The organism is Seohaeicola saemankumensis (assembly GCF_021021435.1).
GTDB lineage: Bacteria > Pseudomonadota > Alphaproteobacteria > Rhodobacterales > Rhodobacteraceae > Seohaeicola.
In genome coordinates this window covers 189,651-213,478 of the sequence record NZ_JAINWI010000011.1, presented here as the reverse complement: position 1 = coordinate 213,478, position 23,828 = coordinate 189,651, and the positions used below count along the sequence as shown (strand labels likewise).

Sequence of the window (23,828 nt, the reverse complement as noted above, 5' to 3'; positions counted from 1 at the left end):
CTTGTGAGAATGCGCTTCGCGCCAGGATATTTAAGGCAAGAAGAAACGCGTTGGACAGCGTCAAGGGCGCGGGGCGGCGGCACGTCTGAGCCGGTCATTGATGGCGCGACCAAGGCCCCGTTCGGGAATGGTGGACACGGCAATACCTGCCACGTGCCGCGCGTCAAGGCTGTGTAGATGCGGGAAAAGGTTGGCCGCGGCCTCTGCCAGATCCTCGCGTGGCGAGAGGTTCAGATCGCAGTCCATTGCGCCAAAGCCCAGCATCGCCTCGTCCGGCTTGGGTGATGCGGCATTCAGGCGCAAACGGGCGGCTGGCGCGTAATGCGATTCCATCTGGCCTGGCGCCGTGAGTATTACGGGCGAGGTGTTCTGAACAGGCGCCGCAGGCAGTAGCATGGCAACATCCTCGACCGGCAGGCCGCCGTGACGCAATAGGACAGGGGTATCATCTGTCAGGCCGATGATCGTGGATTCCAGGCCCACGGGGCAGGCGCCGCCATCCAGAACCGCTGCGATGCGCCCCGAGAGACCCGCCAACACATGGGCCGCCGTGGTCGGGCTGATCCGGCCTGACGGGTTGGCCGAAGGTGCAGCGACCGGCCCGCCAAATGCGGTCAGCAGCCGATGCGCCAGCGGGTGCGCCGGCACACGGATCGCGAGGCTGGGCAGGCCCGCAGTGACGAGGTCCGACAGACCGGCATCGGCCCGCAGCGGTAGCACCAGCGTCAGCGGGCCGGGCCAGAAAGCGTGGGCCAAAGCCTCGGCCTGATCGGACCATGCGACATAGTTTCGGGCAATATCGGTGGTGGCGACATGGACGATCAGCGGGTTGAAACGCGGGCGGCCCTTGGCCTCGAATATGCGCGCGACGGCCAGATTGTTGCGCGCGTCCGCCCCCAGCCCATAGACCGTTTCGGTCGGAAACGCGACCAGCGCGCCATCCGCCAGCAGCCTTGCGGCACGGGTGATGCCGGAATTGTCCGGTTTCAACAATTCGGTTCTGATCATCCTGTCCGATCCAATGACGCCGCGTTTCGGTTGAAGGCGGCGCCGGTTCGGGTCACCTTGGGTAAAGCGGCTGCATACAATTGCCATGCGACTTTGCCAAGTCTCTGGCCGCCGGACCGCAACAGCAGGCAGAATGGGCTGAAGGAGAAGACAGATGACCTATCGCGCACCCATCGATGATTTCCGTTTCATTTTCCACCATGTTGCCGATCTACATTGCGCGACCGCCACAGACCGTTTTGCCGATGCCACGCCGGATGTGATCGACGCGATCCTGACCGAAGCGGGCAAGCTGTGCGAGGACAAGCTGGCCCCGCTGCAGCGCGTTGGCGACCAGCATCCCGCGCGGCTCGAAAATGGCAAGGTCCGCACAACACCGGGTTTTGCCGAAGCCTATCAGGCGATTGCCGAGGGGGGCTGGGTCTCGATCGGCGCAAGCCCGGACTTTGGCGGTATGGGCCTGCCAATGGCCGTGACCACGGCAGTGAACGAGATGATGAGTGGGGCTTGCCTGTCGTTGCAACTGAACCCGCTGATGACACAGGGCCAGATCGAGGCGCTGGAGCATCACGCCAGCGATGCAATCAAGGATATCTATCTGCCGAAACTGGTCACCGGCGAATGGTGCGGTACGATGAATCTGACCGAACCGCAGGCGGGTAGCGATGTCGGCGCGCTAAGCACCAAGGCGGTGCCTAATGGCGATGGCAGCTATGCGATCACCGGACAGAAAATCTATATCAGTTGGGGCGATAATGATTTCAGTGCGAATGTCTGCCATCTGGTGCTGGCGCGCCTGCCAGATGGCAAGCCCGGCACGAAAGGGATCAGCCTGTTTCTGGTGCCCAAGCTGATACCGGACGCGGATGGCAATCCCGGTGTGGCCAATACACTCAAGGTTGTCGGGCTGGAGCATAAGTTGGGTCTGCATGGCAGCCCCACCTGCGTGATGCAATACGAAGGCGCGCAGGGCTGGCTGATCGGGCACGAACATGATGGCATGGCGGCGATGTTCACGATGATGAACAACGCGCGACTGGGAGTCGGCTCGCAAGGGATCGGCGTAGCCGAGGCTGCAACACAACATGCGCTGGCCTATGCGGCGGATCGCAAGCAGGGGCGCACGCCGGTCGGCGATGGTGCGGGCACGATCATGGACCATGCCGATGTGCGCCGGATGCTGCTGACCATGAAGGCCGAAACCTTTGCGGCGCGGTCCATCGCTCTTGCCTGCGCTGTGGCGATCGACCTTGGGACCGCCACTGGCGAGGCCGAGTGCAAAGCCCGCGCGGCCCTTCTGACGCCGATTGCCAAGGCTTTTGGCACCGATACGGGCATCAAGGTTGCCGATATCGGTGTGCAGGTGCATGGCGGTATGGGCGTGATCGAGGAAACGGGTGCCGCACAGTTCAGCCGTGATGTCCGCGTGACCGCGATCTATGAGGGCACCAACGGGATTCAGGCGATGGATCTGGTGGGCCGCAAGATGATGGACGGGGGTGAGGGGGCGTTCCGTTTGCTGGACGAGATCGAGGCCCATGCCGAAACTGCCCGCAGCGCACTTCCCGCGATGGCCGAGAAAGTCTGGCAAGCCAGCGAATCGCTGCGCGAGGCGGTCGAGTGGTTGGTGGCGCAGTCGGATATGACCGCGCGCTTTGCCGGATCGGTGCCGTTCCTGCGCGCCTTCGCCCGCGTCCTGGGCGGGCACTACCATTTGAAGGCAGCGCTGGCCGAGGGGAACGAGGGGCCACGCGTCAAACTGGCGCGTTTCTATATCAACCGTCTGTTGCCCGATCACTCCGCCTTGCTGGTGCAGGCAATGGCGGGGGCGGACGATCTCTATGCGATGTCTGCAACCGAGCTTTGCGCCTAATGGACGGGACCGTCGCAGGCATCCGCTATCCGTGTGAAATTCCGCCTGAGCCGGGACAGGCCATCGCGGTGGCCGAGGGTGTGCTCTGGATCAGGTTGCCGCTGCCGATGGCGCTGGATCACGTCAATATCTACGCGCTGGACGAAGGTGATCACTGGAGCATTGTCGATACCGGTGTGTATTCCAGATCCTCGGTCGCGCTCTGGCAGGATATCCTGCGGGACGTGCTGGGCGGCAAACCTGTGGGCCGCGTGATCCTGACGCATCACCATCCCGATCACGTCGGGATGGCTGGTTGGTTTATGCAGGATCAGGGCGCCATGCTCTGGACGACGCGGACTGCTTGGCTGATGGCGCGAATGCTTATTCTGGACTGCGAGGAGCGGCCGAGCGAACAGACCAAGACCTTCTGGCGGCAGGCGGGAATGGACTCTGACATTTATGCCAAACGCTGCAACGAGCGCCCGTTCAACTTTGCCGATATCGCCTATCCGCTGCCGGTCGGGTATCGCCGGTTGCAGCAGGGCGATGTGATCCACGCGGCGGGGCGTGACTGGGATATCCATATTGGTGCAGGCCATGCGCCCGAACATCTGACGATGTGGAGCAGGGATTGCAATCTGGTCATCTCGGGGGATCAGATCCTGCCGTCGATCAGCCCCAATATCGGCGTCTATGCCACCGAACCCGATGCTGATCCGCTGGCCGACTGGCTGGAGGCTTGTGAGCGTTTGTCGTCGCTGGCGCGCGAGGATCAATTGGTTCTGGGCGGGCACAAACTGCCGTTTACGGGGCTGCCCTTCCGCATGCGCCAGTTGATCGACAACCATCATGGTGGTTTGCGCCGGTTGCTGGCCCATCTTGAAACTCCGCATACAGCGGGCGAGTGTTTCGGTCCGCTGTTCAAACGCAAGATCGACGCGGACGCCTATGGTCTGGCGCTGGTCGAAACAGTTGCACATTTGAACCATCTGCATAGAGTCGGACAGGTGACGCGGGTGGCGCGCGACGATGGCGCCTGGCTCTGGCAGGCGGTGCGCTAGACGGCCTGCAACCGGAAGGATCGCAGGATGGAGACCAAGATCAGCACCGTTGCCGAGGCGCATGAACGTGATCCCGTGCTGCCGCGCCGCTGCGATGTGCAGACCGAAGACGGGCCGGACGTGACAGCGCAAGCTCTTGTTCCTCTGGACGATATCGACATCGAGGATAAAAGCCCCGCGGAATGGGCCTATGACCGGCTGGTGATCTATATTCAGGAATTCGAAGCGCAACTGGACAACCAGCACGAGGTTGCGATGGGCTTTGCCGGCAGCGATGCAGGGGTTCTGCAGATCGAGGGGATGGGCTTTTTCGATCCCGACATCCTGACATTCCACGGCATGGATGAGGACGGTGTGCCAACACAACTGATCCAGCATGTCAGCCAACTCAGCGTGATTCTGCGCGCCATGCCCAAGTCCGGAACCCAGGAAGCCCCCAAGCGTATCGGATTCCGGCTGGCACGGCGGCCCGACACAGCCTAGGCTGTGATTTTCGTAACTCTGCGCCGTTTTGACTGGATGACAGGGGCGGAAAATTGCGATATCCGCAGACCAGACCGGTGCAAGACATGCACCTGAACAGATAGCAGAGGATGTTTGCAATGGCAGAGCACAAGCACGGCGAAATGAATACCGAGGTTCAGGAAAAGACCTTCGAAGGCTTCATCCGCTTCACAGTCTGGGGCGTTGCCGTCTGCATCGGCATCCTGCTGTTCATGGCATTGGTCAACAGCTGATCCCCCGCGCTGTCATACCTAAAATCCAGTAGGTCGCCCATGTCATTGCCACGCCTTTTGCTGGCCATTCTGGTCATGGCCGGCCTGTCGGCCTGCGCGTCTATTCCTGATCCTTCGCAGTCGATGTCTGATACCGAGATCACGGCGAAGGTCTATCGCCATGACGGTCCGCCCGCCCTGACGCTGTTCACTATGGTGAACAATTCCAACGGGTCAGGGGCGCATACATCCTTGATGGTGAACGGTAGCCAGCGGGTGATCTTCGATCCTGCCGGATCGTTCCGTCATCCCCGTATAGCCACGCGCAACGACACTGTGTTCGGCATCACGCCGGTCATGGAAGACACCTATACGCGCTTTCATGCGCGCAAGACATTTCATGTGATCGTCCAGCATGTCGAAGTGCCGCCCGAAACAGCCGAATACATCCTGCGGCGGGTTGTGGCCAGCGGGCCTGTGCCCCGCGCACAATGCGCGCTGAGCACGGCGGAGTTGTTGCGCGATGCACCGGGACTGAACGGGGCGATCCGGTCGACATGGTTCCCGAACAATCTGGCCGCACAATTCGGCGAATTGCCCGGCGCAACAACTCAACGCCTTTATGAATATGACGATGCCGACCGTTTCAAAGCGCTCGATGTATTCGACGCCGATCGGGTCAGGGCATCGCAGGAAGCCAAAGCCGACGAATAGCTTTCAGGGCAGCAGGCTGATGACCTAGCCGAGCGCCCATAGCAGCAGATACAGCATCGCCGCGCCGCCAAAAATTGCGGCCAGCACGTTTTTCGTCGTATAGCCCACGGCCAGCGTGGTCAGGGCTGCGGCCAGTCGCGGGATATCCAGAACGCCATCTGTCGCTGTCGGCCAGACCACCAAGGGTGCCACCAGACCGGGCAAGACGGCCACGGCGGTATAGCGCAAGTGCCGCATGACCCAGTCCGGCATCGGGCGGTTGCCGATCAGACCCAAAAAGACAAAGCGCAGACCGAAACTGCCCAGCCCCAACAGGATGATCACGGTCCAGAGCGTGCCTTTGGCGATGACAGGATCGTTCATGCTGGCATCCTCCGGCTCATCCAAAGTTCGACCTGTGCGCCGACCATCATGCCGCCGATACCGGCGATGATCAGACCCAGATTGAAGGGGACGAATGCAAACAGCAGCGCCAGAATAACCGAGGCCAGCGCCGCTGCGATATGGGCGACAGTCCGCAAGGCCGGTGCGATCATCGCGATAAAGGTGATCGGCACTGCAAAATCCAGCGCCAGACCGGCAGGCATCGCACTGCCGATCAGCGCGCCGACGACGGTCATTGCATACCAGACAGGGATCACCGGCGTGACGGCACCAAAATAGAACGCCATCTTCTGCGCGGGAGTCCATTGTTGATTGCGTTCATAAGCTAGGATGGAGCAGGCATAGGACTGGTCCACCATCACATAAGCCGCCAAAGCGCGTTGCCAGATCGGTGTCGCACCAAGATGCGGTGTCAGCGAGGCGGAATACATCGCCATTCTAAGGTTAACAGCCAGCGCCGAAGCCAGCACGATCACAGTCGGCGCGTTTTCCTGCATCAGTTGCAGCGCGGTAAATTGTGCGGCCCCTGCGATGACGACGACGGAAAAGGCTAGCGTTTCCCAAACGTTCAACCCTGTCTCGGTGGCGACCACACCGAACAGCAGCGCGAAGGGGGCAACGACCAAAATGAAAGGCGCGCCGTCGCGGACGCCCTTCCAATAGGCGGATTCGGTGGTGGTGACAGTCATCATGTGCCTTTAGAACGGGGCGTGCCACACCCCTAAGCGGTGGCACAGGGAGATTCAATTGCCGACGAAACGAGTTGCAGGCGTAATCCTTGCCGGGGGGCAGGCCAGACGCATGGGAGGTGGCGACAAATGCCTGCTGGATTTGGGCAACGGGCATCTGCTGCTGGACGAGATTACGACACGTCTGACCCCTCAGGTGGATTGCCTTGCCCTGAACGCCAATGGCGATCCGGCGCGCTTTGGCCGCTACGGTTTGCCTGTGCTGCCGGATAGTCTGGATGATGCAGGCCCACTGGCGGGCGTGCTGGCCGCGATGCGCTGGGCGCGGGGGCAGGATTGCAATGCGGTGGTGACGGTTGCGGGGGACACGCCATTCTTTCCTGTCGATCTGGTGGCGCATCTGTTGGCGGGGCGCGAGAGGCACAGAATTGCAATAGCTGCAACAGACCGCGTGCATCCGGTGTTTGCCCTTTGGGATACGGCCCTGATTGACGTTTTGGCCAAGGCACTGGCGCAGGGCCTGAGGCGGGTTGTGGAATTCTCAGCGTTGCATGGTGCCGTCACAGTGCATTTCTCGCACACAGGGACACTTGATCCGTTCTTCAACATCAATACCAAGGACGATCTGGAGCAGGTGCAGCGGAAGCTGGCCAGCAAGGAGCAGGGATGAAGGTCTACGGTGTCATAGGCTGGAAAAATTCCGGTAAGACGGGGCTGATGGAGCGGCTGATCATCGCTTTGCGGGCGCAGGGATTCTCGGTTTCAAGTATCAAGCATGCGCATCATGCCTTTGATATAGACCGGCCCGGCAAGGACAGTTTCCGCCACCGTCAGGCGGGCGCGGGCGAGGTTTTGCTGGCCTCGCGGCATCGTTGGGTTCTGATGCACGAGAATACGCCCGATCAGGAGCCCGCGCTTGCCGCACTTCTGGCGCGGCTGTCGCCGGTCGATATCGTACTGGTCGAGGGCTACAAACGCGATAGCCACCCCAAGATCGAGGCCCATCGTGCGGCCACGGGCCAGCCCCTGATTGCGCAGGATGATCCTACCGTGCGCGCTGTGGCCAGCGACAGGCATGCGGAATTGCCCGCAATGGGCTGGCAGGGACCGGCCTTTGATCTGGATGATGCAGAAGCGCTGGCGCGGTTCATCCTGTCCGATCTGGGGCTTTAGTCAAAAATCCCTGCGACACGTCCCAAGAGCATGAAAGCGCGGGCCGTACGGGTGTTGGACAGGTCGGAGATTTCCGCATCTGTCGCGTCGCGCTCGAACTCGGTGAACATCTTGTCGAAACGCCGCAGGAAATGGTGCGCTGCATCGCGAAAGATCGGGTCCTGCTTCATACGTCCTGCGGTCAGTGCCAGCGATGACCGGTCCCGAATGCCGCCAAGTGCAGCGATCGAGCGGCCACGTTCCCCGCCGGCAAAGCTGCGCCAGATCTCGGGGCGGGCCATGTCGGGGCGCAGGTCATCCATATAGATACCGTCCTGCGACAAAAGCGTCAGCACATCCTGACTGGCCTGCACCAATTGCGCCGCCTGCCGGTCGCGCAATGCTTTGCGCAGGGCGGCAAAGCCCACTTCGTCACCGGCGGTTTCTGGGAAATTCAGGGCGCGGATGAAATCCTCGCGCGACAGCGGCGGGCCGATCTCGTCTGCCGGTGTGCCAAGTGGCAGGGCGGCTTGATCCTCGGCCCCGCTGGACGCGGGTGTCTCGGGTTTCGGGCGCAAAGGCGAAGCCTGCGGCCGGGTCGAGGTGAACTTCGCCAAGGCGGTTTCTGTCTTGCGGGTTGCCGCCGCGATTTCATCCAGCTTGCGCGCGACCGAAGGCTCGCTGCCCATCGTGCGGCCTTGCGACTGGGCCACATAAGCCTGACGGATCGCATCAATCGCGGCTTGCAGGCGCTGGCTTTCCTCGCGCATGACGCGGCTGGCGCGGGCGGCCGTTGCTGCGACCCAGATCATCGCTACCGGCATGAACATCGCCAATATCGTCATCAGAAAGCGCAGAGGCCCGCCTGTATCCGCTGTTTCGGCCCCAGATGGCAGGAACAGAAAAAACAGCCCGCACCCAGCCAGCCACAGTAACGACAAGGCGACTGCGATTACTTCGATTGATGTCATCTGTCCGGCCCGCGTGCGATCATAGATCCCAAGCGGAGTGGATTTGCCGTCTTGTTTGCCGGTCATAGGCCTGATTTTCCCGCGCAACTGGCGTCAGATATAGGCGATTTTGACGATTTCGTAAGACTTCTCGCCGCCGGGTGTACGAACTTCTACGGAATCACCCTCTTCCTTGCCGATCAGGGCACGGGCGATAGGCGATTTTATGTTCAATAGTCCTTTTTCGATGCTGGCTTCGTGTTCGCCCACGATCTGCCAGGTCTTTTCCTCGTCGGTATCCTCGTCCACCAGTGTCACCGTGGCGCCGAATTTGATCGCGCCGGACAGGGCTTTGGGGTCGATAACCTCGGACAACGAGATGATTCCCTCAAGCTCCTTGATGCGGCCTTCGATGAACGACTGCTTCTCGCGGGCCGAGTGGTATTCGGCGTTCTCGGACAGGTCGCCATGCTCGCGCGCCTCTGCGATTGCCTTGATGATCGCGGGGCGTTCGACGGATTTCAACTGTTTCAACTCGGCCTCAAGCGCGGAATGTCCTGCGCGGGTCATCGGTATCTTTTCCATCGAGCGGGTTTCCGTATTCTTGAACTGCGGGAAGGGGAAGCTGGTTTGAAATCATGATTTAGTGCGCTACACCCTGCCCTATGCAAGTCGGGCTTTGCAAGAGGCGAAGGCATAGCGCAACGCAACTAAGGCAAACCGGAATCCGTTGCGGTTTTGGCACATTTAACGTCGCGTGGTGATTGACGTGCATTGCTGCGGCGCGGTAACCATCAGCGCAATTTTGTTGCGCGCACTGTAAGAAGGGGCCAGCCATGTCGGATATCGAACGCGAAACCATGGAATATGACGTTGTTATCGTAGGCGCGGGGCCTGCAGGGTTGTCAGCGGCCATTCGTCTGAAACAGCTTGATGCCGATCTGAACGTCGTCGTTCTGGAAAAGGGCTCGGAAGTGGGCGCGCATATCCTGTCTGGTGCGGTTCTGGACCCCGTCGGTCTGGATGCGCTGATCCCCGACTGGAAAGCCAAGGGTGCGCCACTCAACGTGCCGGTCAAGCATGACAATTTCTATATGCTGGGCGAGGCGGGCGAGGTGCGAATCCCCAACTGGCCAATGCCGCCGCTGATGAACAACCACGGCAATTACATCGTGTCGATGGGCAATGTCTGCCGCTGGATGGCTGAACAGGCCGAAGAACTGGGCGTCGAGATTTTCCCCGGCATGTCCTGTTCCGCGATGGTTTATGGTGACAACGGCGAGGTCAAAGGCGTTGTCGCCGGCGAATTCGGCCGCAATCCCGATGGCAGCATCGGTGACGGCTATGAGCCGGGGATGGAGTTGCATGGCAAATATGTGTTCCTCTCCGAGGGCGTGCGCGGATCGCTGTCCAAGGAGGTGATTGCCAAATACGACCTGTCCAAGGGCAAGGAGCCGCAGAAATTCGGCCTCGGCATGAAGGAAATCTGGGAGGTCGATCCCGCAAAGCATCGCGAAGGAACAGTGACCCATACGATGGGCTGGCCGCTGGGCAGCAATGCGGGCGGCGGATCGTTCATCTATCACCTCGAAAACAATCAGGTCTATGTCGGGTTCGTGGTGCACCTGAACTACAAGAACCCGCATCTGTTCCCCTATATGGAATTCCAGCGCTTCAAACATCACCCGATGGTGGCCGACCTGCTGAAAGGCGGTAAACGCGTGGCTTATGGCGCACGCGCGATCACTGAGGGGGGGTATCAGTCCATGCCCAAGATGGTCGCCCCCGGCGTGGCGCTGCTGGGCTGTTCGGTGGGCATGGTCAACGTGCCGCGCATCAAGGGCAACCACAACGCCATGCTATCGGGCAAGGCGGCGGCCGAGGCCGCATTCGACGCGATCAAGGCAGGCCGGACCAGCGACGAGTTGACTGATTACGAGACCGAAGTGCGTCGCGGTGCCATCGGCAAAGACCTCAAGCGGGTTCGCAACGTCAAGCCGCTCTGGTCGAAATACGGCTTGCTAGCCAGTCTGGGGCTGGGCGGGTTCGACATGTGGACCAATACGCTCGGCTTTTCGCTGCTTGGCACGCTTGGGCACGGCAAATCCGATTCGGCTGCGACAGAAGAAGCAGACAAGCATAAGGCGATCGACTATCCCAAGCCGGATGGCACACTGTCCTTCGACCGTCTGACCAATGTGAGCTTCTCGATGACCAATCACGAGGAAAGCCAGCCGTGCCACCTGCAACTGCGCGATCCTTCAATCCCGATCGCGGTCAACCTGCCGAAATATGCGGAGCCAGCGCAGCGCTATTGCCCTGCCGGTGTTTACGAGGTGGTCGCCGAAGAAGGCAAAGAACCGCGGTTCGTGATCAACTTCCAGAACTGCGTCCATTGCAAGACCTGCGACATCAAGGACCCCAGTCAGAATATCAACTGGGTGACACCGCAAGGGGGTGATGGTCCGAACTATCCCAATATGTAAGTGCAACGCCTTTCGGCGCAGCCTGACGGGGATTGTACGGTTTACAGGCGAAAACCTGATCAAAGGGGCGGCTGATTGCCGCCTCTCATTGCGTTTGGCCGTGGAAACGCTAGGTTGGATCAAAACGCTTGTGAGTGGCGCAGGCGGCCCTGAACAGCAGGGCTTGGACCAGTCGGGAGGCAATAGATTGACGGGCAAGGTTATGGCGGGTCGGCCCTTGGTGGCGGCACTTTGTGTGGCGGTTCTGGGCAGTGCGGCGGGCACGGCAAAGGCAGACCCAAATACAGGGGCCTATCTGGCGGCGCGTCAAGCTGTGCTGTTGGGGGATTACCAGGCGGCAGCCGACAACTTCACCCGCGCCCTGACCCGCGACACATCCAACCCGATGCTGATGGAAAATGCGGTGCTGTCTTTCCTGTCGCTGGGCGAGTTGGACCGCGCCCTGCCGATTGCCGAAAGAATGGAAGCGGACGGTTTGCAAAGTCAGGCCGCCAGCATGGTGCTGATGGCCGCCGAAGCGGGCAATGAAGAATTCGATCTGTTGCTGGAGCGTATTGATCAGGAGCGCGGCACTGGCCCGCTTGTCGACGGTCTGACAGCCGCTTGGGCGCTGATGGGCAAGGGAGATGTGTCCAATGCCCTGACCAAGTTTGATGCCTTGGCCGCCGAGGATGGGCTTGGGCCTTTCGCAGGCTATCACAAGGCCTTGGCCCTCGCGATGGTCGGCGATTTCGAAGGGGCCGAAGCCCTGTTCGCGCAGGATGCTGGCGGCCCCCTTCAGATGACCCGCCGCGCACTGATCGTGCGTTTGCAGATCCTCAGTCAGCTTGAGCGTGACGCGGAAGCTCTGGCGCTACTGGACGACATGTTCGGCACAGACCTTGATCCGGCGCTGGCCGATATTCGCGCGGCACTGGTCGAGGATGCCGTGTTGCCGTTTAACATGATTTCCAGCCCTGTCGATGGCATTGCCGAGGTGTTCTTTACCGTGGCGACCTTCCTACGCCGCGAGGCGGGCGACGACTACACGCTGCTTTTTTCGCGCGTTGCAAGCTATCTGCGGCCCGAACATATCGACTCGATATTGCTGAGTGCATCCCTGCTTGAATCGATGGAGCGGTACGAACTGGCCGTCACGACCTATCGGCAGGTGCCAGCCAATGACCCTTCATTTCACGCAGCAGAACTTGGCCGCGCCGAGGCTTTGCGTAAACTGGACAAGCTGGACGCCGCCGTCGAGGTGCTGGGCCAGTTGACCCGCAGCCATCCTGATCTGCCAGTCGTCCATGTGACATTGGGCGATCTGATGCGCCAGTTGGAACGGTTTGCCGATGCCACCAAAGCTTATGATCGCGGGCTGTCGCTGTATCCGTCGGAAGAGCAAGCGCAGTGGTTCATTTACTATGCCCGTGCCATCGCTTACGAGCAGCAGGATATCTGGGACAAGGCCGAGGCGGATTTCCGCAAGGCACTTGAACTGAATCCTGATCAGCCGCAGGTTCTGAACTATCTGGGCTATTCGCTTGTCGAACAGGGCGTCAAGCTGGACGAGGCGCTGGATATGATCGAGCGCGCCGTGGCTGCAAGACCCGATAGTGGTTATATCGTCGACAGCCTTGGTTGGGTGCTTTACCGGCTTGGCCGTTATGACGAGGCCGTGGTTCATATGGAGCGCGCAGCCGAGTTGATGCCGGTTGATCCCATCGTGAACGATCATCTTGGCGATGTCCTCTGGGCTGTCGGGCGCGTTCGTGAGGCGCGGTTCCAATGGACACGCGCGCTGTCTTTCGAGCCCGAGGAAAAAGACGAAAAGCGCATCCGCCGCAAGCTCGAGGTCGGTCTGGACGTCGTGCTAGAGGACGAAGGCGCAAAACCCTTGGCACAGGTTGCGAATGGCAACTGAGGGTGGCGTTGCCAAGGCCTGCCATGTTGAACATGCCCCTGCCAAGATCAACCTGACCCTGCATGTCACGGGGCAACGCGCCGACGGGTATCACCTGCTGGACAGTCTGGTCGTTTTCGCCGATCTGGGTGACCGCCTGACGCTGACACCTGCCGCGACGCCCGCGCTGTCTGTGGCGGGTCCGATGGCGGCGGGCGTGCCTGCGGGGGCGGACAATCTTGTTCTGCGGGCTGCGCAGGTGATGGGTGTCGCTCTGGATATCCGGCTGGACAAGCACCTTCCCGCGGCCGCCGGTATTGGCGGAGGGTCATCTGACGCGGCTGCGGTACTGCGAGGCGTTTTGGCTCTGAGACCCGACAAGACCTTGCCGGTGGACAATGGCCTGTCACTGGGAGCCGATGTGCCGGTCTGCCTTGTGGCGCGCGCGGCGCGGATGCGCGGGATCGGTGAACAGGTCTCGCCCGTCGACGGCCTGCCGCCGCTGCATGCCGTGCTGGTCAATCCCCGTGTTTCCGTGTCGACCGCTGTGATCTTTCGCACCCTTGCCCGACGGGACAATACGCCGATGCCTGCCGTCCTGCCGCCTTGGGCGGATGCGGTCGAACTGGCGGTCTGGCTGGCGGCGCAGCGCAACGATATGCAAGCTGCAGCCATAGTCGCGGTACCCGTTGTGGGACAGGTCATTGCCTCCATCGCGGCGACACAAGGCTGCCTGCTGGCGCGGATGTCAGGGTCTGGTGCGACCTGTTTCGGGCTGTTTGCCGATGCGGATAGTGCCGCGCATGCCGCGCAATCCCTTGCCGGAACAGGATGGTGGGTCAAGGCGGTGCGCCTGCGCTAGTGCAGTGACTTCCTTCCCCGATAAAAGCGGGTCGTGTCCGGATATTTTGGCCATAAGAAGCAGCGGCAGGTTACCGCAGGCGGGCGACCACGTAATCTGCAAGCTCTGTCAGCATCTGGCGCAGGGGATGATCAGGCAAGGCTTGCATGGCGGATTTGGCGCGATCAGCCCATGCGAGAGCCTCGTCCCGTGTTGCGGCAAGCGTCCCATGCTGTTGCATCAGGGCAAGGGCATGTTCGAGATCACCCTCGCGCTGGTCGCCTTTTTCGATAGTGCGCGACCAGAAGGCGCGCTCTTCCCTATCGGCCAGTGCCACGGCCTTGATCACTGGCAGGGTCAACTTGCGCTCACGGAAATCGTCACCGATATTCTTGCCGGTCTGCTTGCTGTCACCCTCGAAGTCCAGCAGGTCATCCACGATCTGGAAGGCGATCCCCAGCGCGTCGCCGTAATCATAAAGCGCCTGCACCTGCGCAGGTGTGGCACCCGCCAGAACACCGCCAGCCTCGGTCGCGGCCGAGAAAAGTGCGGCTGTCTTGCCCCGCACCACCTTGAGATAGATCGATTCGTCGGTCCTGAGATCCTGCGCCGCTGTCAGTTGCAGAACCTCGCCCTCGGCGATGGTGGCGGCAGCGTTGGACAGGATTTCCAGCACACGCAGATTGCCCGGTTCCACCATCAACTGGAAGGCGCGTGCGAACAGGTAGTCGCCGACCAAAACTGATGATTTGTTATCCCAAAGCAGATTCGCCGTAGGGCGTCCGCGCCGCTGCGCGCTTTCGTCCACCACATCATCATGCAGCAGCGTCGCTGTGTGGATAAATTCAACTGTCGCGGCCAGATGCACGTGATAGGGGCCGGAATAGCCGCAAAGCTCGGCCGCGGCGAGGGTCAGCATCGGGCGCAACCGTTTGCCGCCCGCATCCACAAGATGCGCTGTCACCTGCGGGATGCGCGGTGCATGTTCCGAGGCCATGCGCTGGGCAATCAGGTCATTCACCGCTCCCATTCCGTCGGCCAGATGAAGGGCCAATTGCTCATGCGGTTTGGTGGCTGCTTTGATGTCTGCGCGATCGAGGCTCATGTTTTCCCTGCTGCACGGCTCGACAAGTCGCGCGCCATGCCCTTATCTGCCCAATATGAAACAACTGATGCGCACCAATAATCCGGTCTCGATGGCGATCGCGACATCCTTGCTTCAGGGCGAGGGTATAGACTGCTTTGAAATTGACGTAAACATGAGCGTCCTCGAGGGCAGCATCGGCATATTGCCGCGCCGCCTGATGGTGCGTGACGAGGATTACGATGCCGCTTTGCGGGTGATAACCGATAATGGCATGAGTCCGGATGGATGATGCCGATTTAAGCCGCGATGCCTTTCTGGGGGGACGGTTGCAGATCTGGCAACCCCGCAAGGGATATCGCGCCGGCGTTGATCCGGTGATCCTTGCCGCGTCGGTGCCGGCCAAATCCGGCCAGTCGGTGCTGGAACTTGGCTGCGGCGTAGGTGTTGCAACGCTCTGCCTTGGCAAGCGGGTGCCCGACCTCGTCCTGACAGCGGTAGAACTGCAACCCGATTATGCTGATCTGGCGCGGCGCAACTGTGCCGCGGCGGGCGTGTCGGTTGATGTGGTGACCGCCGATCTGACACGGCTTCCCGCCACGTTGAGGCAGCGCCAGTTCGACCATGTCATCGCAAACCCCCCGTATTACCGCCGCGACAAAAGCACGGCTGCCAGCAATGCAGGGCGCGAGATCGCACTTGGCGAGGGCACGGCGCTGACGGAGTGGGTGGCCGTTGCTGTGCGCCGCGTGATCGCGGGGGGATATGTCACCTTCATCCAGCGCGCGGATCGCCTGCCCGAGGTGATCAGCCTGATGGTGGCGGGGCTTGGTTCGCTGGAGGTTTTACCCCTGATCCCGCGTCGCGGGCGCGAGGCCCAACTGGTGCTGGTCCGAGGGCGCAAGGGGGGACGCGCGGCGTTTCGTCTGGCTGATTCGCTGATGATGCATGACGGGCTGGTCCATGATGGTGATCGCGACGACTATACCGCGCTGATGCGCGAAGTGCTGCGTGATGGTGCTCCGCTACTGTTTTAAGCGAAACAACCCTACGCTGCAGGCCGGCCTTAAGAGAATATTTGCCATATGCTGCGGACGCAGCGTGACACAAAGCCGATTCTGTGGTGCACTTGTCACGTAACGTTTACATCAGAGAGGAGAATGCCCATGAGCTTGAGTTCGCATGTCGAGGAACTGAAGAAAAAACACCGGACACTCTCGGACAAGGTTGAAGAGGCGCAGCGCGCTCCGGGTGTCAGAGACACCGAGATCGCGGAACTGAAAAAGCAAAAATTGCGCCTGAAAGAAGCGATCGAAAAACTGAGCGCTAACGCCTGAAGCCCAAATAATTCCATAGAATTGACGCTTTGCCCCACTGGCACAGCAGGTCAGCCGCTGCAGCGGCTGACCAATACACGCCTCAACCGGCCATGAAATCCGTCACAGCTTGAACCTCGCCCTGTGTGATCTCGTGGCCGCCGGAATGCCATTCCAGCGTCACGTCTGCACCCTGTGCTGACAGGAAATCTGCCAAAGCCTGCGTCAGCGGGGCGGGGCAGATCGGATCGCGCCGTCCTGCGGTGATCAGAACACGCCGCCCCGCAAGACCCGGCTGTGGCTCTGGTGACCACGGGATCAGCGGGTGCATCAACACCAGACGGTCCACCAGATCGGGATTTTCCAGCGCGACGGCCATCAGGATATTGGCCCCGTTGGAATAGCCCAATCCGGCCACATGGCCTGCCTGTTTCTCGGCATTGTGATCGCGGATGAACGCGGCCATCCGATCACGGCGTCGGGCCAGATCTGCCATGTCATAGACACCTTCGCCGGTGCGCCGGAAATAGCAGTTCATGCCGCCTTCAAGCACATCACCGCGCGGTGACACCACATGCGCGCCGGGGATCAGCCGTTCCGCAAAACTGTGGAACTGGTGTTCATTCCCGCCTGTGCCGTGAAAGGTCAGCAGCAGGGGCGCACCGGGTTGCCCCCGCGTTTCGGCATATTTGTAAGCCGCATCAGTCAAGGATCGGCTCCAGATACCGCTCTTCCAATGTCTGGCGCAGATGCTCGTGCTGCGAGGGCAGTTTCAACGCTTGCCCCAGATGGGCGCTGTCCTCGTCGCGGTCGAATCCCGGCTCGTTGGTGGCAATCTCGAACAGGACACCGCCGGGGGTGCGGAAATAGATCGCCCAGAAGTAATCGCGGTCGATCACCGGCGTCACTTGCCAACCGGTATCCAGCAGCGCCTTGCGGACCTCAAGCTGTGCGGCACGGTCTGTCACCGAGAAAGCAAGGTGATGCACCGATCCTGCGCCCTGCTGTGCGGAGGACGCGCCGGGCAGGGTTTCGATGTCGATCACATCCGCGCCATTGCCGCTGGCGATGTGGAAACGGATGATGTCGCCCTCGGCTGCGATCTGTTCATAGCCCATGAACCGCAGCAATTCCGCACTGGCACCGGCGTCGCGCAGGCGCATATCGGCAGAGTGGAAACCGCGGATCGCGTAATCGGCGCTCACGCCCTCGCCGTCCCACGGCGCGCGGGCGTCGTCGGTTTCGACCAGTGCAAAGCCGTCGCCGTCAGGACCTTCAAAGCGCAAACGGTTTTCGCCGAAGCGGGTTTCGGGTTTGATGTTCTTGACATCGAAGGTAGCCAGACGATCCGCCCAGAAGGGCAGCGATCCTTTGGGCACAGCGAAAGTCGTCATGCTGACCTCGCCCGCGCCGGGGCGACCGCGCCGCGCGCCGGGGAAAGGGAAATAGGTCATGACCGACCCGGGCGTGCCCAGCTCGTCGCCGTAATAAAGGTGGTAAACTTCGGGCGCGTCGAAGTTGACGGTTTTTTTCACGCGGCGCAGACCGAGGGTCTTGGTGAAAAAGTCATTGTTGGATTGGGCCCCGCTCGCCAGCGAGGTCACGTGGTGCAGTCCGTTGATCTGGTTCAGCATATCATTTCTCCTTTGAAACAGGATATGCGCTGCAGAAGCGCGCAGAAAACACGCATCCCGGCGCGTATTCTGTGCAGGATCGCACAGTAAACCTTTCGGACACGAAAAAACCCCCTGTCGCGGGACAGGGGGTTTTGATTGCGTAACGGCGTCAGACGAAGAACTGCGCGCCGTTGGCCGAAATGGTCGATCCGTTAATAAAGCCCGAGTCGTCCGAGGCAAGGAACACGACACAGCGCGCGATTTCCTCGGGCTCGCCCAAGCGGCCAGTGGGGATCTGCGCGATGATGCTTTCGCGGACCTTCTCCGGCACGGCCATGACCATATCGGTGGCGATATAGCCCGGGCAGATCGCGTTGGCGGTGATGCCGAAACGGGCGCCTTCCTGCGCCAGCGACTTGACGATGCCCAGATCGCCTGCTTTCGAGGCGGCGTAGTTGACCTGTGCAAATTGCCCTTTTTGGCCGTTGATCGACGAGATGATGATCACGCGGCCGAATTTACGCTCGCGCATGCCGGGCCAGAGCGGATGGGTCATGTTGAAAACGCCGGTCAGGTTGGTATCGATCACTTCGTGCCACTGTTGTGGGGTCATCTTGTGGAACGGGGCGTCGCGCGTGATACCGGCATTGTTGACCAGAACGTCAATCGGACCGATCTCGGCCTCGACGCCTGCGATTCCGGCGGCGCATTCTTCGTAATTGCCGACGTTCCACTTGTAGGTCTTGATACCGGTGTCCTTGGTGAATGCCGCGGCGGCCTCGTCATTGCCGGCATAGGTGGCCGCGACGGTGTAGCCAGCATCGCGTAATGCAATGGAAATGGCTGCGCCGATTCCGCGTGATCCGCCTGTGACGAGTGCTGTTCTTGCCATGATATCCTCCAATTTGGCTTGTGTTTCGGTAACTTGGTTACTTTGAAAGGCTTTGGCGCGCAAGATTATTGCGCGTTGATTTCCATTTTCGAGTCAAGAAAAACGAGGTACTCGCAAGAATAACAAGGGGCGCCACCTGGGCGCCCCTTGATCTTTACTCACTTTCGCGGGTCAAGCCCGCTCAAGGCACATCGCGACACCCATGCCGCCACCGATACACAGCGTGGCAAGGCCGCGTTTCGCGTCGCGGCGCTGCATCTCGAACAGTAGCGTGTTCAGAATGCGGCAGCCCGAGGCGCCGATCGGGTGGCCGATGGCAATGGCGCCGCCGTTCACGTTCACGATGGCCGGGTCCCAGCCCATTTCCTTGTTCACCGCGCAGGCTTGCGCGGCAAAAGCCTCGTTCGCCTCGACCAGATCCAGATCGCTGGCCGACCAGCCTGCCTTGGCAAGGGCCTTGCGGCTGGCATGGATCGGGCCGACGCCCATGATCGACGGATCAAGGCCGGCTGTGGCATAGGATGCGATCCGCGCCAGCGGTTTGATGCCGCGCTTTTCGGCCTCATCCGCGGACATCAGAAGAACCGCTGCGGCACCGTCATTCAGGCCGGAAGCGTTGGCCGCCGTGACAGAGCCGTCTTTCGTGAAAGCAGGGCGCAGTTTTTGCAGTGCTTCCAGCGTGGCGCCATGGCGGATGTATTCATCCTTGTTGACGGTCACGTCGCCCTTGCGGGATTTGACGATGAAATCAATCACCTCGTCGTCGAAACGGCCGGCTTTTTGCGCGGCTTCGGCCTTGTTCTGGCTGGCCAGCGCGAATTCATCCTGAGCATCCCGGCTGATCTGGTATTTCTCGGCCACGTTTTCGGCGGTCTGGCCCATGTGATAGCCGTTGAACGCATCCCAAAGCCCGTCGCGGATCATCGAGTCGATATAGGAGACATCGCCCATTTTGACGCCTGCGCGCAGATGCGCCACATGAGGGCTGAGGGTCATGTTTTCCTGACCGCCCGCTGCGACAATCCCTGCATCGCCAAGCTGGATATGCTGTGCAGCCAAAGCGACCGCGCGCAGACCTGATCCGCAGACCTGGTTGATTGACCATGCCGATGATTCAATCGGCAGGCCCGCGTTGACATGTGCCTGACGGGCGGGGTTCTGGCCCTGTCCTGCGGTCAGAACCTGACCAAGGATGGTTTCGGACACTTCGGATTTGTCGATGCCTGCGCGGGCGACAACAGCTTCGAGCACGGCCGCGCCGAGATCATGGGCGGGCGTATTCGCAAATACGCCTCCGAAAGAACCGACAGCGGTGCGCGCCGCCGAGGCGATTACGACATTGGTCATCTATATCCTCCACCAATTTGAAGATCGAGGATCGCCCGGCCCACGCGGGGTTGCGGGCACCGGACTCCCCGCCTTATCTGGGGTGATACTGGATGAAACGTGACGCGGCAACCGCTCTGATAGATCATGCTGTGCGATCCAGCCTGACCTGTATCGCCGCAGGATTGTTCCATGGAGGCTGCACGGTGGGCGCGCCAAAGAAATAACCCTGCTGGCAATCCACCCCGATTCCGGTCAGCCAGCGCGAGTCCGCCAGATGTTCGACGCTTTCCGCGACTGTGAACATGTCGAACTGGTGGGCGATGTCGACCATCGCGCGGGTCAGGACCTGATTGTCGGGATCGCTGTGCACGCCCCTGATAAACTCTCCGTCGATCTTGATCATGTCGAAGCTGAAATCGCGCAGATAGCGCAGCGAGGTATAGCCTGCGCCGAAATCGTCCAGCGCGAAGGTGATCCCGCGCGATTGCAGGTCCGACATGAAGCGCACCACCAGCTCTGGCACGGTCATCGCGCTGCGTTCGGTGATTTCGAGGATAAGCCGTTCGCCCAATGTCGGGTCGCCCTGCAAGCCCTGTTTCAGACTACGGGTCCAGCGGGGAAAGCCGATCGACCTTGCCGACATGTTGATCGCCAGCCGGATATCGGGGTTGCGCCGCAGCGTCCGCAAGCCTGTTTCCAGTGCCACGCAATCCAGAATACGGCCCGTTTCCGTGGCTTCCACGGCGTCAATGAATTCGCGCGCGGGGATAATCCGCCCTGTTTCATCCAGAACGCGGATCAGCCCCTCGTAAAACGCGACCCTATCGGGCCGCTGTGACTGCACCACGGGCTGGAACGCCAGCATCGTATCGCGGTGCCGCAGCGCAGCCGCGACCATTGCTAGCGTGTCGCGGTCGCGCGTGTTCACGGCATAGTTCAGCGGAGACACCTCGCTGCGCGGAACATCCGCGAATCTGCTTTTGCCATGCCGCATTGCCTGCCCTCTGCCGTGAACCGCAATGCAGATTGGCAGCTTAAATCTTACCAATGAGATAATATTCGCTTTTTGTTCCAATTTTCCTAAACTGCGATCAAACAACAGGAAAGGAGGCGCGATGGATGGCAGATGCGACTGGGCTGGACCGGACCAGATCTATCTCGACTATCACGACACGGAATGGGGCGTGCCGGAAAAAGACAGTCGCGCACTATGGGAGCTTCTGTGTCTGGAAGGATTTCAGGCTGGGTTGAGCTGGATCACCATTCTCAAGCGACGCGACGGTTTTCGTGATGCTTTTCAAGGATTTGACCCCTCTGTTATCGCTCTTTGGGGGCCGCAGGATATCGAGCGACTGGTGCTGGATACGCGCATCATCCGGCACCGTGGCAAGGTCGAGGCGATGATTGGCAATGCTCGTGCCTTCCAGCGGATCGAGGCGCAGGAGGGCTTTGCCCAATGGATCTGGGCGCATGTGGGTGGCGCTCCGGTGCAAAACCGGTTTGCCAGCATGTCCGAGGTTCCGGCGCAGACGGATATTTCTGTCAGATTGTCGAAAAATTTGAAGAAAGAAGGCTTCAAGTTCTGCGGACCGACAATAGCCTACGCCTTCATGCAGGCGGCTGGTCTGGTCAATGACCACCTGACAGGTTGCCCGCGCCATTCGGAGGTGACCAGACGCGTCTGATTGAACGGGCTACATCCCCGCCACAAGCGCCGCCACTATCGCCTTGGCGCTGTCGGACGACCAGTCGGCATCGCCGCGCATGCGTGCGATCTCCTGTCCTTCGGGGTTCAGGATCACCGTAATCGGAAGGCCCAGAACCGCCATATCGCGCGCGATCTGTTGCTTGGGGTCCATGTGCAGCGGCAGGTTGTCGACACCGATTTCCTCGAAAAAACGCTGCATGGCTTGAGGCGGGTTGCGTCCGGTTGCGATCGTGACGACCTCGAACCCGTCGCCACCCAGTTCGGTCTGCAATTCCGATAGCTGCGGCATTTCCTTGCGGCAAGGCGCGCACCACGTGGCCCAGAAATTGAGCACGACATATTTGCCGGCATAATCCGCCAGATATCCCTCTCCGCCTTCCCAAGTGGCGAAAGGCTGCGTCGACACCGCTTGCGGGGCGCTGTGAAAGGTAAGTTTCTTCATATCGCCCTCGCGTAGGGACTCGACGGCGGCCATATCCGCGGTGGCGGTGTTTGCACCAAAGGCAAGAGCCGTATAAAGGACGATCTGACGCAGAATTCGCATATTCCCTCCAAGGTGCAGCATATGACCGACAAGACCTCGAACCAGATGTGGGGCGGCCGTTTCGCCGCCGGCCCGGACGCGATCATGGAGGCGATCAACGCCTCGATCGGGTTCGATCAGCGGATGGCGGCGCAGGATATTGCCGGTTCTCGGGCCCATGCCGCAATGCTGGCGGCAACAGGTATCCTGAGTGATAGCGACGCTGCCGCCATTCGGGAAGGGCTGCTCACGGTGTTGTCAGAGATTGAAACAGGCCACTTCGCCTTTTCGACAGCGCTGGAAGACATCCATATGAATGTCGAAGCGCGGCTGAAAGAAGTCATCGGCGAACCCGCGGGGCGCTTGCATACCGCACGGTCGCGCAATGATCAGGTGGCCACGGATTTCCGGCTTTGGGTCCGCGACCAGATGGATGCAGCGATGGACGGGATCACGGCGCTGCAGCGTGCTTTTCTGGAACAGGCCGCAGCGGGGGCCGATTGGGTCATGCCCGGTTTTACCCATTTGCAGACCGCGCAGCCCGTGACGTGGGGCCATCACATGATGGCCTATGTCGAGATGCTGGGCCGCGATCACAGCCGCTTTGCGGATGCGCGCCGCCGGATGAACGAGTCGCCCCTGGGATCGGCTGCGCTGGCGGGCACAGGGTTTCCCATTGACCGCGACATGACTGCCACAGCGCTGGGTTTTGACCGCCCGACGGCCAATTCTTTGGATGCGGTCAGTGATCGCGATTTCGCATTGGAATACCTGTCGTGCGCGTCGATTTGCGCGATGCACCTGTCGCGTTTTGCCGAAGAACTGGTGATCTGGTCCTCGGCCCAGTTCCGCTTTGTGAAGATGTCGGACAAATGGTCGACAGGATCGTCGATCATGCCGCAAAAGCGCAATCCAGATGCGGCAGAGCTGATTCGCGCCAAGATCGGGCGCATTTTCGGGGCCAATGTGGCGCTGATGATGGTGATGAAGGGCCTGCCCTTGGCCTATTCCAAGGATATGCAGGAAGATAAGGAACAGGTCTTTGATGCGGCCGACAACCTGATGCTTGCGCTGGCGGCAATGACCGGCATGGTCGGCGACATGACAGCCAACCGCGTTAATCTGGCAGCTGCAGCCGGGGCCGGTTTTTCGACCGCGACCGATCTGGCCGACTGGCTGGTACGCGCCTTGGGCCTGCCCTTTCGCGAGGCGCATCATGTGACCGGCACGCTGGTCGGCATGGCCGAGGCGCGGGGATGCGATCTGCCCGATCTGGGGTTGGAGGATATGCAATCGGTCCATGCAGGTATCACCGCAGGTGTCTTTGGCGTGCTGGGTGTTGAAAACTCGGTTGCGTCGCGCATGTCTTACGGTGGCACAGCACCCGATCAGGTGCGCGCGCAAGTGGCGCGGTGGAAGGAACGGCTGGAATGACGCTGACATTGAGGACGGCACTGATCACGGGGACGCTGCTGGTGCTGGCCGCCTGTGCCGCGCCCTCGGACCGTTTCAGGCAGGCGCAGGCCGAGGCCGCGCGCGGCGCACAGAGCGCGCCCGCATCTACGGGTGTGGCTGTGTCAGGTTCCGCGCGGGTCGGCGTCACGCGGACGATCAACTGACTG

The 23,828-nt window shown here is 60.8% G+C and carries 28 protein-coding genes; 16 read left to right on the top strand and 12 right to left on the bottom strand.

Translation table 11 applies throughout. The features are described 5' to 3' along the window. Window positions 1-60 precede the first annotated feature (60 nt). On the bottom strand, window positions 61-1,008 hold the full coding sequence (locus K7H22_RS09350; RefSeq protein WP_230800478.1) for an L-threonylcarbamoyladenylate synthase: 948 nt from the start codon (window positions 1,006-1,008) through the stop codon (window positions 61-63). Between the two features lie 154 nt (window positions 1,009-1,162). Here K7H22_RS09350 and K7H22_RS09345 point away from each other — a divergent pair, with 154 nt between their 5' ends. The 5 genes from K7H22_RS09345 (at window position 1,163) to K7H22_RS09325 (ending at window position 5,354) form a co-directional block, all read left to right on the top strand. Continuing rightward, window positions 1,163-2,881, top strand: a complete 1,719-nt coding sequence (locus K7H22_RS09345; RefSeq protein WP_230800477.1) for an acyl-CoA dehydrogenase — start codon at window positions 1,163-1,165, stop codon at window positions 2,879-2,881. Next, on the top strand, window positions 2,881-3,924 hold the full coding sequence (locus K7H22_RS09340; RefSeq protein ID WP_230800476.1) for an MBL fold metallo-hydrolase: 1,044 nt from the start codon (window positions 2,881-2,883) through the stop codon (window positions 3,922-3,924). The genes K7H22_RS09345 and K7H22_RS09340 overlap by 1 nt, the downstream gene beginning before the upstream one ends. 27 nt (window positions 3,925-3,951) lie before the next feature. Further along, a complete protein-coding gene (locus tag K7H22_RS09335; RefSeq protein WP_230800475.1) occupies window positions 3,952-4,407 on the top strand; it encodes a DUF6173 family protein in 456 nt (151 codons plus the stop codon). A gap of 119 nt (window positions 4,408-4,526) precedes the next feature. Further along, a complete protein-coding gene (locus K7H22_RS09330; RefSeq protein WP_230800474.1) occupies window positions 4,527-4,661 on the top strand; it encodes an aa3-type cytochrome c oxidase subunit IV in 135 nt (44 codons plus the stop codon). 39 nt (window positions 4,662-4,700) lie between these two features. Next, window positions 4,701-5,354 carry a hypothetical protein gene (locus K7H22_RS09325; protein ID WP_230800473.1) on the top strand — a complete coding sequence of 218 codons (654 nt, stop codon included), beginning with the start codon at window positions 4,701-4,703 and terminating at the stop codon, window positions 5,352-5,354. Window positions 5,355-5,378: 24 nt separating this feature from the next. Here the strand turns inward: K7H22_RS09325 and K7H22_RS09320 are convergent, their stop codons facing one another. Next, window positions 5,379-5,717 carry an AzlD domain-containing protein gene (locus tag K7H22_RS09320; protein WP_230800472.1) on the bottom strand — a complete coding sequence of 113 codons (339 nt, stop codon included), beginning with the start codon at window positions 5,715-5,717 and terminating at the stop codon, window positions 5,379-5,381. Next, window positions 5,714-6,427, bottom strand: a complete 714-nt coding sequence (locus tag K7H22_RS09315; protein ID WP_230800471.1) for an AzlC family ABC transporter permease — start codon at window positions 6,425-6,427, stop codon at window positions 5,714-5,716. Before K7H22_RS09315 ends, K7H22_RS09320 begins: the two co-directional genes overlap by 4 nt. 58 nt (window positions 6,428-6,485) lie before the next feature. Between K7H22_RS09315 and mobA the strand changes: the two genes are divergently transcribed. Both mobA and mobB read left to right on the top strand, forming a co-directional pair. Beyond that, window positions 6,486-7,097 (top strand): molybdenum cofactor guanylyltransferase MobA, encoded by a 612-nt coding sequence (gene mobA / locus K7H22_RS09310; protein ID WP_269063065.1) that lies wholly within the window; start codon window positions 6,486-6,488, stop codon window positions 7,095-7,097. Then, on the top strand, window positions 7,094-7,600 hold the full coding sequence (mobB, locus tag K7H22_RS09305) for a molybdopterin-guanine dinucleotide biosynthesis protein B (RefSeq protein ID WP_230800470.1): 507 nt from the start codon (window positions 7,094-7,096) through the stop codon (window positions 7,598-7,600). Before mobA ends, mobB begins: the two co-directional genes overlap by 4 nt. Here the strand turns inward: mobB and K7H22_RS09300 are convergent. Both K7H22_RS09300 and greA read right to left on the bottom strand, forming a co-directional pair. Then, window positions 7,597-8,616 (bottom strand): hypothetical protein, encoded by a 1,020-nt coding sequence (locus K7H22_RS09300; RefSeq protein ID WP_230800469.1) that lies wholly within the window; start codon window positions 8,614-8,616, stop codon window positions 7,597-7,599. The genes mobB and K7H22_RS09300 overlap by 4 nt on opposite strands. Window positions 8,617-8,643: 27 nt before the next feature. Further along, a complete protein-coding gene (greA, locus tag K7H22_RS09295) occupies window positions 8,644-9,114 on the bottom strand; it encodes a transcription elongation factor GreA (protein ID WP_230800468.1) in 471 nt (156 codons plus the stop codon). 251 nt (window positions 9,115-9,365) lie between these two features. Here greA and K7H22_RS09290 point away from each other — a divergent pair, with 251 nt between their 5' ends. The 3 genes from K7H22_RS09290 (at window position 9,366) to K7H22_RS09280 (ending at window position 13,759) form a co-directional block, all read left to right on the top strand. Further along, complete coding sequence (locus K7H22_RS09290) at window positions 9,366-11,015, top strand: electron transfer flavoprotein-ubiquinone oxidoreductase (RefSeq protein ID WP_230800467.1); 1,650 nt, start codon at window positions 9,366-9,368, stop codon at window positions 11,013-11,015. A 187-nt stretch (window positions 11,016-11,202) separates the two neighbouring features. Then, window positions 11,203-12,918, top strand: coding sequence for a tetratricopeptide repeat protein (locus tag K7H22_RS09285; RefSeq protein ID WP_230800466.1), 1,716 nt, complete (start codon window positions 11,203-11,205; stop codon window positions 12,916-12,918). After that, complete coding sequence (locus K7H22_RS09280; RefSeq protein ID WP_230800465.1) at window positions 12,908-13,759, top strand: 4-(cytidine 5'-diphospho)-2-C-methyl-D-erythritol kinase; 852 nt, start codon at window positions 12,908-12,910, stop codon at window positions 13,757-13,759. The genes K7H22_RS09285 and K7H22_RS09280 overlap by 11 nt, the downstream gene beginning before the upstream one ends. A gap of 70 nt (window positions 13,760-13,829) precedes the next feature. Here K7H22_RS09280 and K7H22_RS09275 read toward each other — a convergent pair whose 3' ends face one another. After that, entirely contained in the window at window positions 13,830-14,843 is a 1,014-nt protein-coding gene (locus tag K7H22_RS09275) for a polyprenyl synthetase family protein (protein WP_230800464.1), read from the bottom strand. A 55-nt stretch (window positions 14,844-14,898) separates the two neighbouring features. Between K7H22_RS09275 and K7H22_RS09270 the strand changes: the two genes are divergently transcribed. The 3 genes from K7H22_RS09270 to K7H22_RS09260 all read left to right on the top strand — a co-directional run bounded on the left by K7H22_RS09270 (window position 14,899) and on the right by K7H22_RS09260 (window position 16,159). After that, window positions 14,899-15,114, top strand: a complete 216-nt coding sequence (locus K7H22_RS09270; protein WP_230800463.1) for a DUF2007 domain-containing protein — start codon at window positions 14,899-14,901, stop codon at window positions 15,112-15,114. After that, window positions 15,107-15,859, top strand: coding sequence for a tRNA1(Val) (adenine(37)-N6)-methyltransferase (locus K7H22_RS09265; protein WP_230800462.1), 753 nt, complete (start codon window positions 15,107-15,109; stop codon window positions 15,857-15,859). Before K7H22_RS09270 ends, K7H22_RS09265 begins: the two co-directional genes overlap by 8 nt. 129 nt (window positions 15,860-15,988) lie before the next feature. Further along, a complete protein-coding gene (locus K7H22_RS09260) occupies window positions 15,989-16,159 on the top strand; it encodes a YdcH family protein (protein ID WP_230800461.1) in 171 nt (56 codons plus the stop codon). 82 nt (window positions 16,160-16,241) lie between these two features. On the opposite strand, the gene K7H22_RS09255 is transcribed toward K7H22_RS09260, so the two are convergent. From K7H22_RS09255 to K7H22_RS09235, 5 genes are all read right to left on the bottom strand, one after another. Beyond that, window positions 16,242-16,847 (bottom strand): alpha/beta hydrolase, encoded by a 606-nt coding sequence (locus K7H22_RS09255; protein WP_230800460.1) that lies wholly within the window; start codon window positions 16,845-16,847, stop codon window positions 16,242-16,244. Beyond that, window positions 16,840-17,772: a VOC family protein gene (locus K7H22_RS09250; protein ID WP_230800459.1), complete on the bottom strand. Its 933-nt coding sequence runs from the start codon at window positions 17,770-17,772 to the stop codon at window positions 16,840-16,842. The genes K7H22_RS09255 and K7H22_RS09250 overlap by 8 nt, the downstream gene beginning before the upstream one ends. 151 nt (window positions 17,773-17,923) lie before the next feature. Beyond that, the gene (gene phbB, locus K7H22_RS09245; protein ID WP_230800458.1) at window positions 17,924-18,646 is read right to left on the bottom strand and encodes an acetoacetyl-CoA reductase; all 723 of its coding nucleotides are present in this window, start codon (window positions 18,644-18,646) and stop codon (window positions 17,924-17,926) included. A gap of 171 nt (window positions 18,647-18,817) precedes the next feature. Further along, window positions 18,818-19,993 carry an acetyl-CoA C-acetyltransferase gene (locus tag K7H22_RS09240; protein WP_230800457.1) on the bottom strand — a complete coding sequence of 392 codons (1,176 nt, stop codon included), beginning with the start codon at window positions 19,991-19,993 and terminating at the stop codon, window positions 18,818-18,820. A gap of 124 nt (window positions 19,994-20,117) precedes the next feature. Then, on the bottom strand, window positions 20,118-20,969 hold the full coding sequence (locus K7H22_RS09235) for an EAL domain-containing protein (RefSeq protein WP_230800456.1): 852 nt from the start codon (window positions 20,967-20,969) through the stop codon (window positions 20,118-20,120). A gap of 121 nt (window positions 20,970-21,090) precedes the next feature. Between K7H22_RS09235 and K7H22_RS09230 the strand changes: the two genes are divergently transcribed. Continuing rightward, entirely contained in the window at window positions 21,091-21,660 is a 570-nt protein-coding gene (locus K7H22_RS09230) for a DNA-3-methyladenine glycosylase I (protein ID WP_230800455.1), read from the top strand. Between the two features lie 9 nt (window positions 21,661-21,669). Here the strand turns inward: K7H22_RS09230 and K7H22_RS09225 are convergent, their stop codons facing one another. Then, a complete protein-coding gene (locus K7H22_RS09225) occupies window positions 21,670-22,227 on the bottom strand; it encodes a TlpA disulfide reductase family protein (RefSeq protein ID WP_230800454.1) in 558 nt (185 codons plus the stop codon). A gap of 21 nt (window positions 22,228-22,248) precedes the next feature. On the opposite strand from K7H22_RS09225, the gene argH reads away from it, so the two are divergent. Next, window positions 22,249-23,640 carry an argininosuccinate lyase gene (gene argH, locus K7H22_RS09220; RefSeq protein WP_230800453.1) on the top strand — a complete coding sequence of 464 codons (1,392 nt, stop codon included), beginning with the start codon at window positions 22,249-22,251 and terminating at the stop codon, window positions 23,638-23,640. Next, on the top strand, window positions 23,637-23,825 hold the full coding sequence (locus K7H22_RS09215) for a hypothetical protein (protein ID WP_230800452.1): 189 nt from the start codon (window positions 23,637-23,639) through the stop codon (window positions 23,823-23,825). The genes argH and K7H22_RS09215 overlap by 4 nt, the downstream gene beginning before the upstream one ends. The last annotated feature ends 3 nt before the right edge of the window (window positions 23,826-23,828 follow it).

Excerpts from the sequence above, each read along its gene's own strand:
- K7H22_RS09350 (WP_230800478.1), bottom strand. The coding sequence starts at position 1,008 with ATGATCAGAACCGAATTGTTGAAACCGGACAATTCCGGCATCACCCGT.
- K7H22_RS09345 (WP_230800477.1), top strand. The coding sequence starts at position 1,163 with ATGACCTATCGCGCACCCATCGATGATTTCCGTTTCATTTTCCACCAT.
- K7H22_RS09340 (WP_230800476.1), top strand. The coding sequence starts at position 2,881 with ATGGACGGGACCGTCGCAGGCATCCGCTATCCGTGTGAAATTCCGCCT.
- K7H22_RS09335 (WP_230800475.1), top strand. The coding sequence starts at position 3,952 with ATGGAGACCAAGATCAGCACCGTTGCCGAGGCGCATGAACGTGATCCC.
- K7H22_RS09330 (WP_230800474.1), top strand. The coding sequence starts at position 4,527 with ATGGCAGAGCACAAGCACGGCGAAATGAATACCGAGGTTCAGGAAAAG.
- K7H22_RS09325 (WP_230800473.1), top strand. The coding sequence starts at position 4,701 with ATGTCATTGCCACGCCTTTTGCTGGCCATTCTGGTCATGGCCGGCCTG.
- K7H22_RS09320 (WP_230800472.1), bottom strand. The coding sequence starts at position 5,717 with ATGAACGATCCTGTCATCGCCAAAGGCACGCTCTGGACCGTGATCATC.
- K7H22_RS09315 (WP_230800471.1), bottom strand. The coding sequence starts at position 6,427 with ATGACTGTCACCACCACCGAATCCGCCTATTGGAAGGGCGTCCGCGAC.
- mobB (WP_230800470.1), top strand. The coding sequence starts at position 7,094 with ATGAAGGTCTACGGTGTCATAGGCTGGAAAAATTCCGGTAAGACGGGG.
- K7H22_RS09300 (WP_230800469.1), bottom strand. The coding sequence starts at position 8,616 with ATGACCGGCAAACAAGACGGCAAATCCACTCCGCTTGGGATCTATGAT.
- greA (WP_230800468.1), bottom strand. The coding sequence starts at position 9,114 with ATGGAAAAGATACCGATGACCCGCGCAGGACATTCCGCGCTTGAGGCC.
- K7H22_RS09290 (WP_230800467.1), top strand. The coding sequence starts at position 9,366 with ATGTCGGATATCGAACGCGAAACCATGGAATATGACGTTGTTATCGTA.
- K7H22_RS09280 (WP_230800465.1), top strand. The coding sequence starts at position 12,908 with ATGGCAACTGAGGGTGGCGTTGCCAAGGCCTGCCATGTTGAACATGCC.
- K7H22_RS09275 (WP_230800464.1), bottom strand. The coding sequence starts at position 14,843 with ATGAGCCTCGATCGCGCAGACATCAAAGCAGCCACCAAACCGCATGAG.
- K7H22_RS09270 (WP_230800463.1), top strand. The coding sequence starts at position 14,899 with ATGAAACAACTGATGCGCACCAATAATCCGGTCTCGATGGCGATCGCG.
- K7H22_RS09265 (WP_230800462.1), top strand. The coding sequence starts at position 15,107 with ATGGATGATGCCGATTTAAGCCGCGATGCCTTTCTGGGGGGACGGTTG.
- K7H22_RS09260 (WP_230800461.1), top strand. The coding sequence starts at position 15,989 with ATGAGCTTGAGTTCGCATGTCGAGGAACTGAAGAAAAAACACCGGACA.
- K7H22_RS09250 (WP_230800459.1), bottom strand. The coding sequence starts at position 17,772 with ATGCTGAACCAGATCAACGGACTGCACCACGTGACCTCGCTGGCGAGC.
- phbB (WP_230800458.1), bottom strand. The coding sequence starts at position 18,646 with ATGGCAAGAACAGCACTCGTCACAGGCGGATCACGCGGAATCGGCGCA.
- K7H22_RS09240 (WP_230800457.1), bottom strand. The coding sequence starts at position 19,993 with ATGACCAATGTCGTAATCGCCTCGGCGGCGCGCACCGCTGTCGGTTCT.
- K7H22_RS09235 (WP_230800456.1), bottom strand. The coding sequence starts at position 20,969 with ATGCGGCATGGCAAAAGCAGATTCGCGGATGTTCCGCGCAGCGAGGTG.
- K7H22_RS09230 (WP_230800455.1), top strand. The coding sequence starts at position 21,091 with ATGGATGGCAGATGCGACTGGGCTGGACCGGACCAGATCTATCTCGAC.
- K7H22_RS09225 (WP_230800454.1), bottom strand. The coding sequence starts at position 22,227 with ATGCGAATTCTGCGTCAGATCGTCCTTTATACGGCTCTTGCCTTTGGT.
- argH (WP_230800453.1), top strand. The coding sequence starts at position 22,249 with ATGACCGACAAGACCTCGAACCAGATGTGGGGCGGCCGTTTCGCCGCC.
- K7H22_RS09215 (WP_230800452.1), top strand. The coding sequence starts at position 23,637 with ATGACGCTGACATTGAGGACGGCACTGATCACGGGGACGCTGCTGGTG.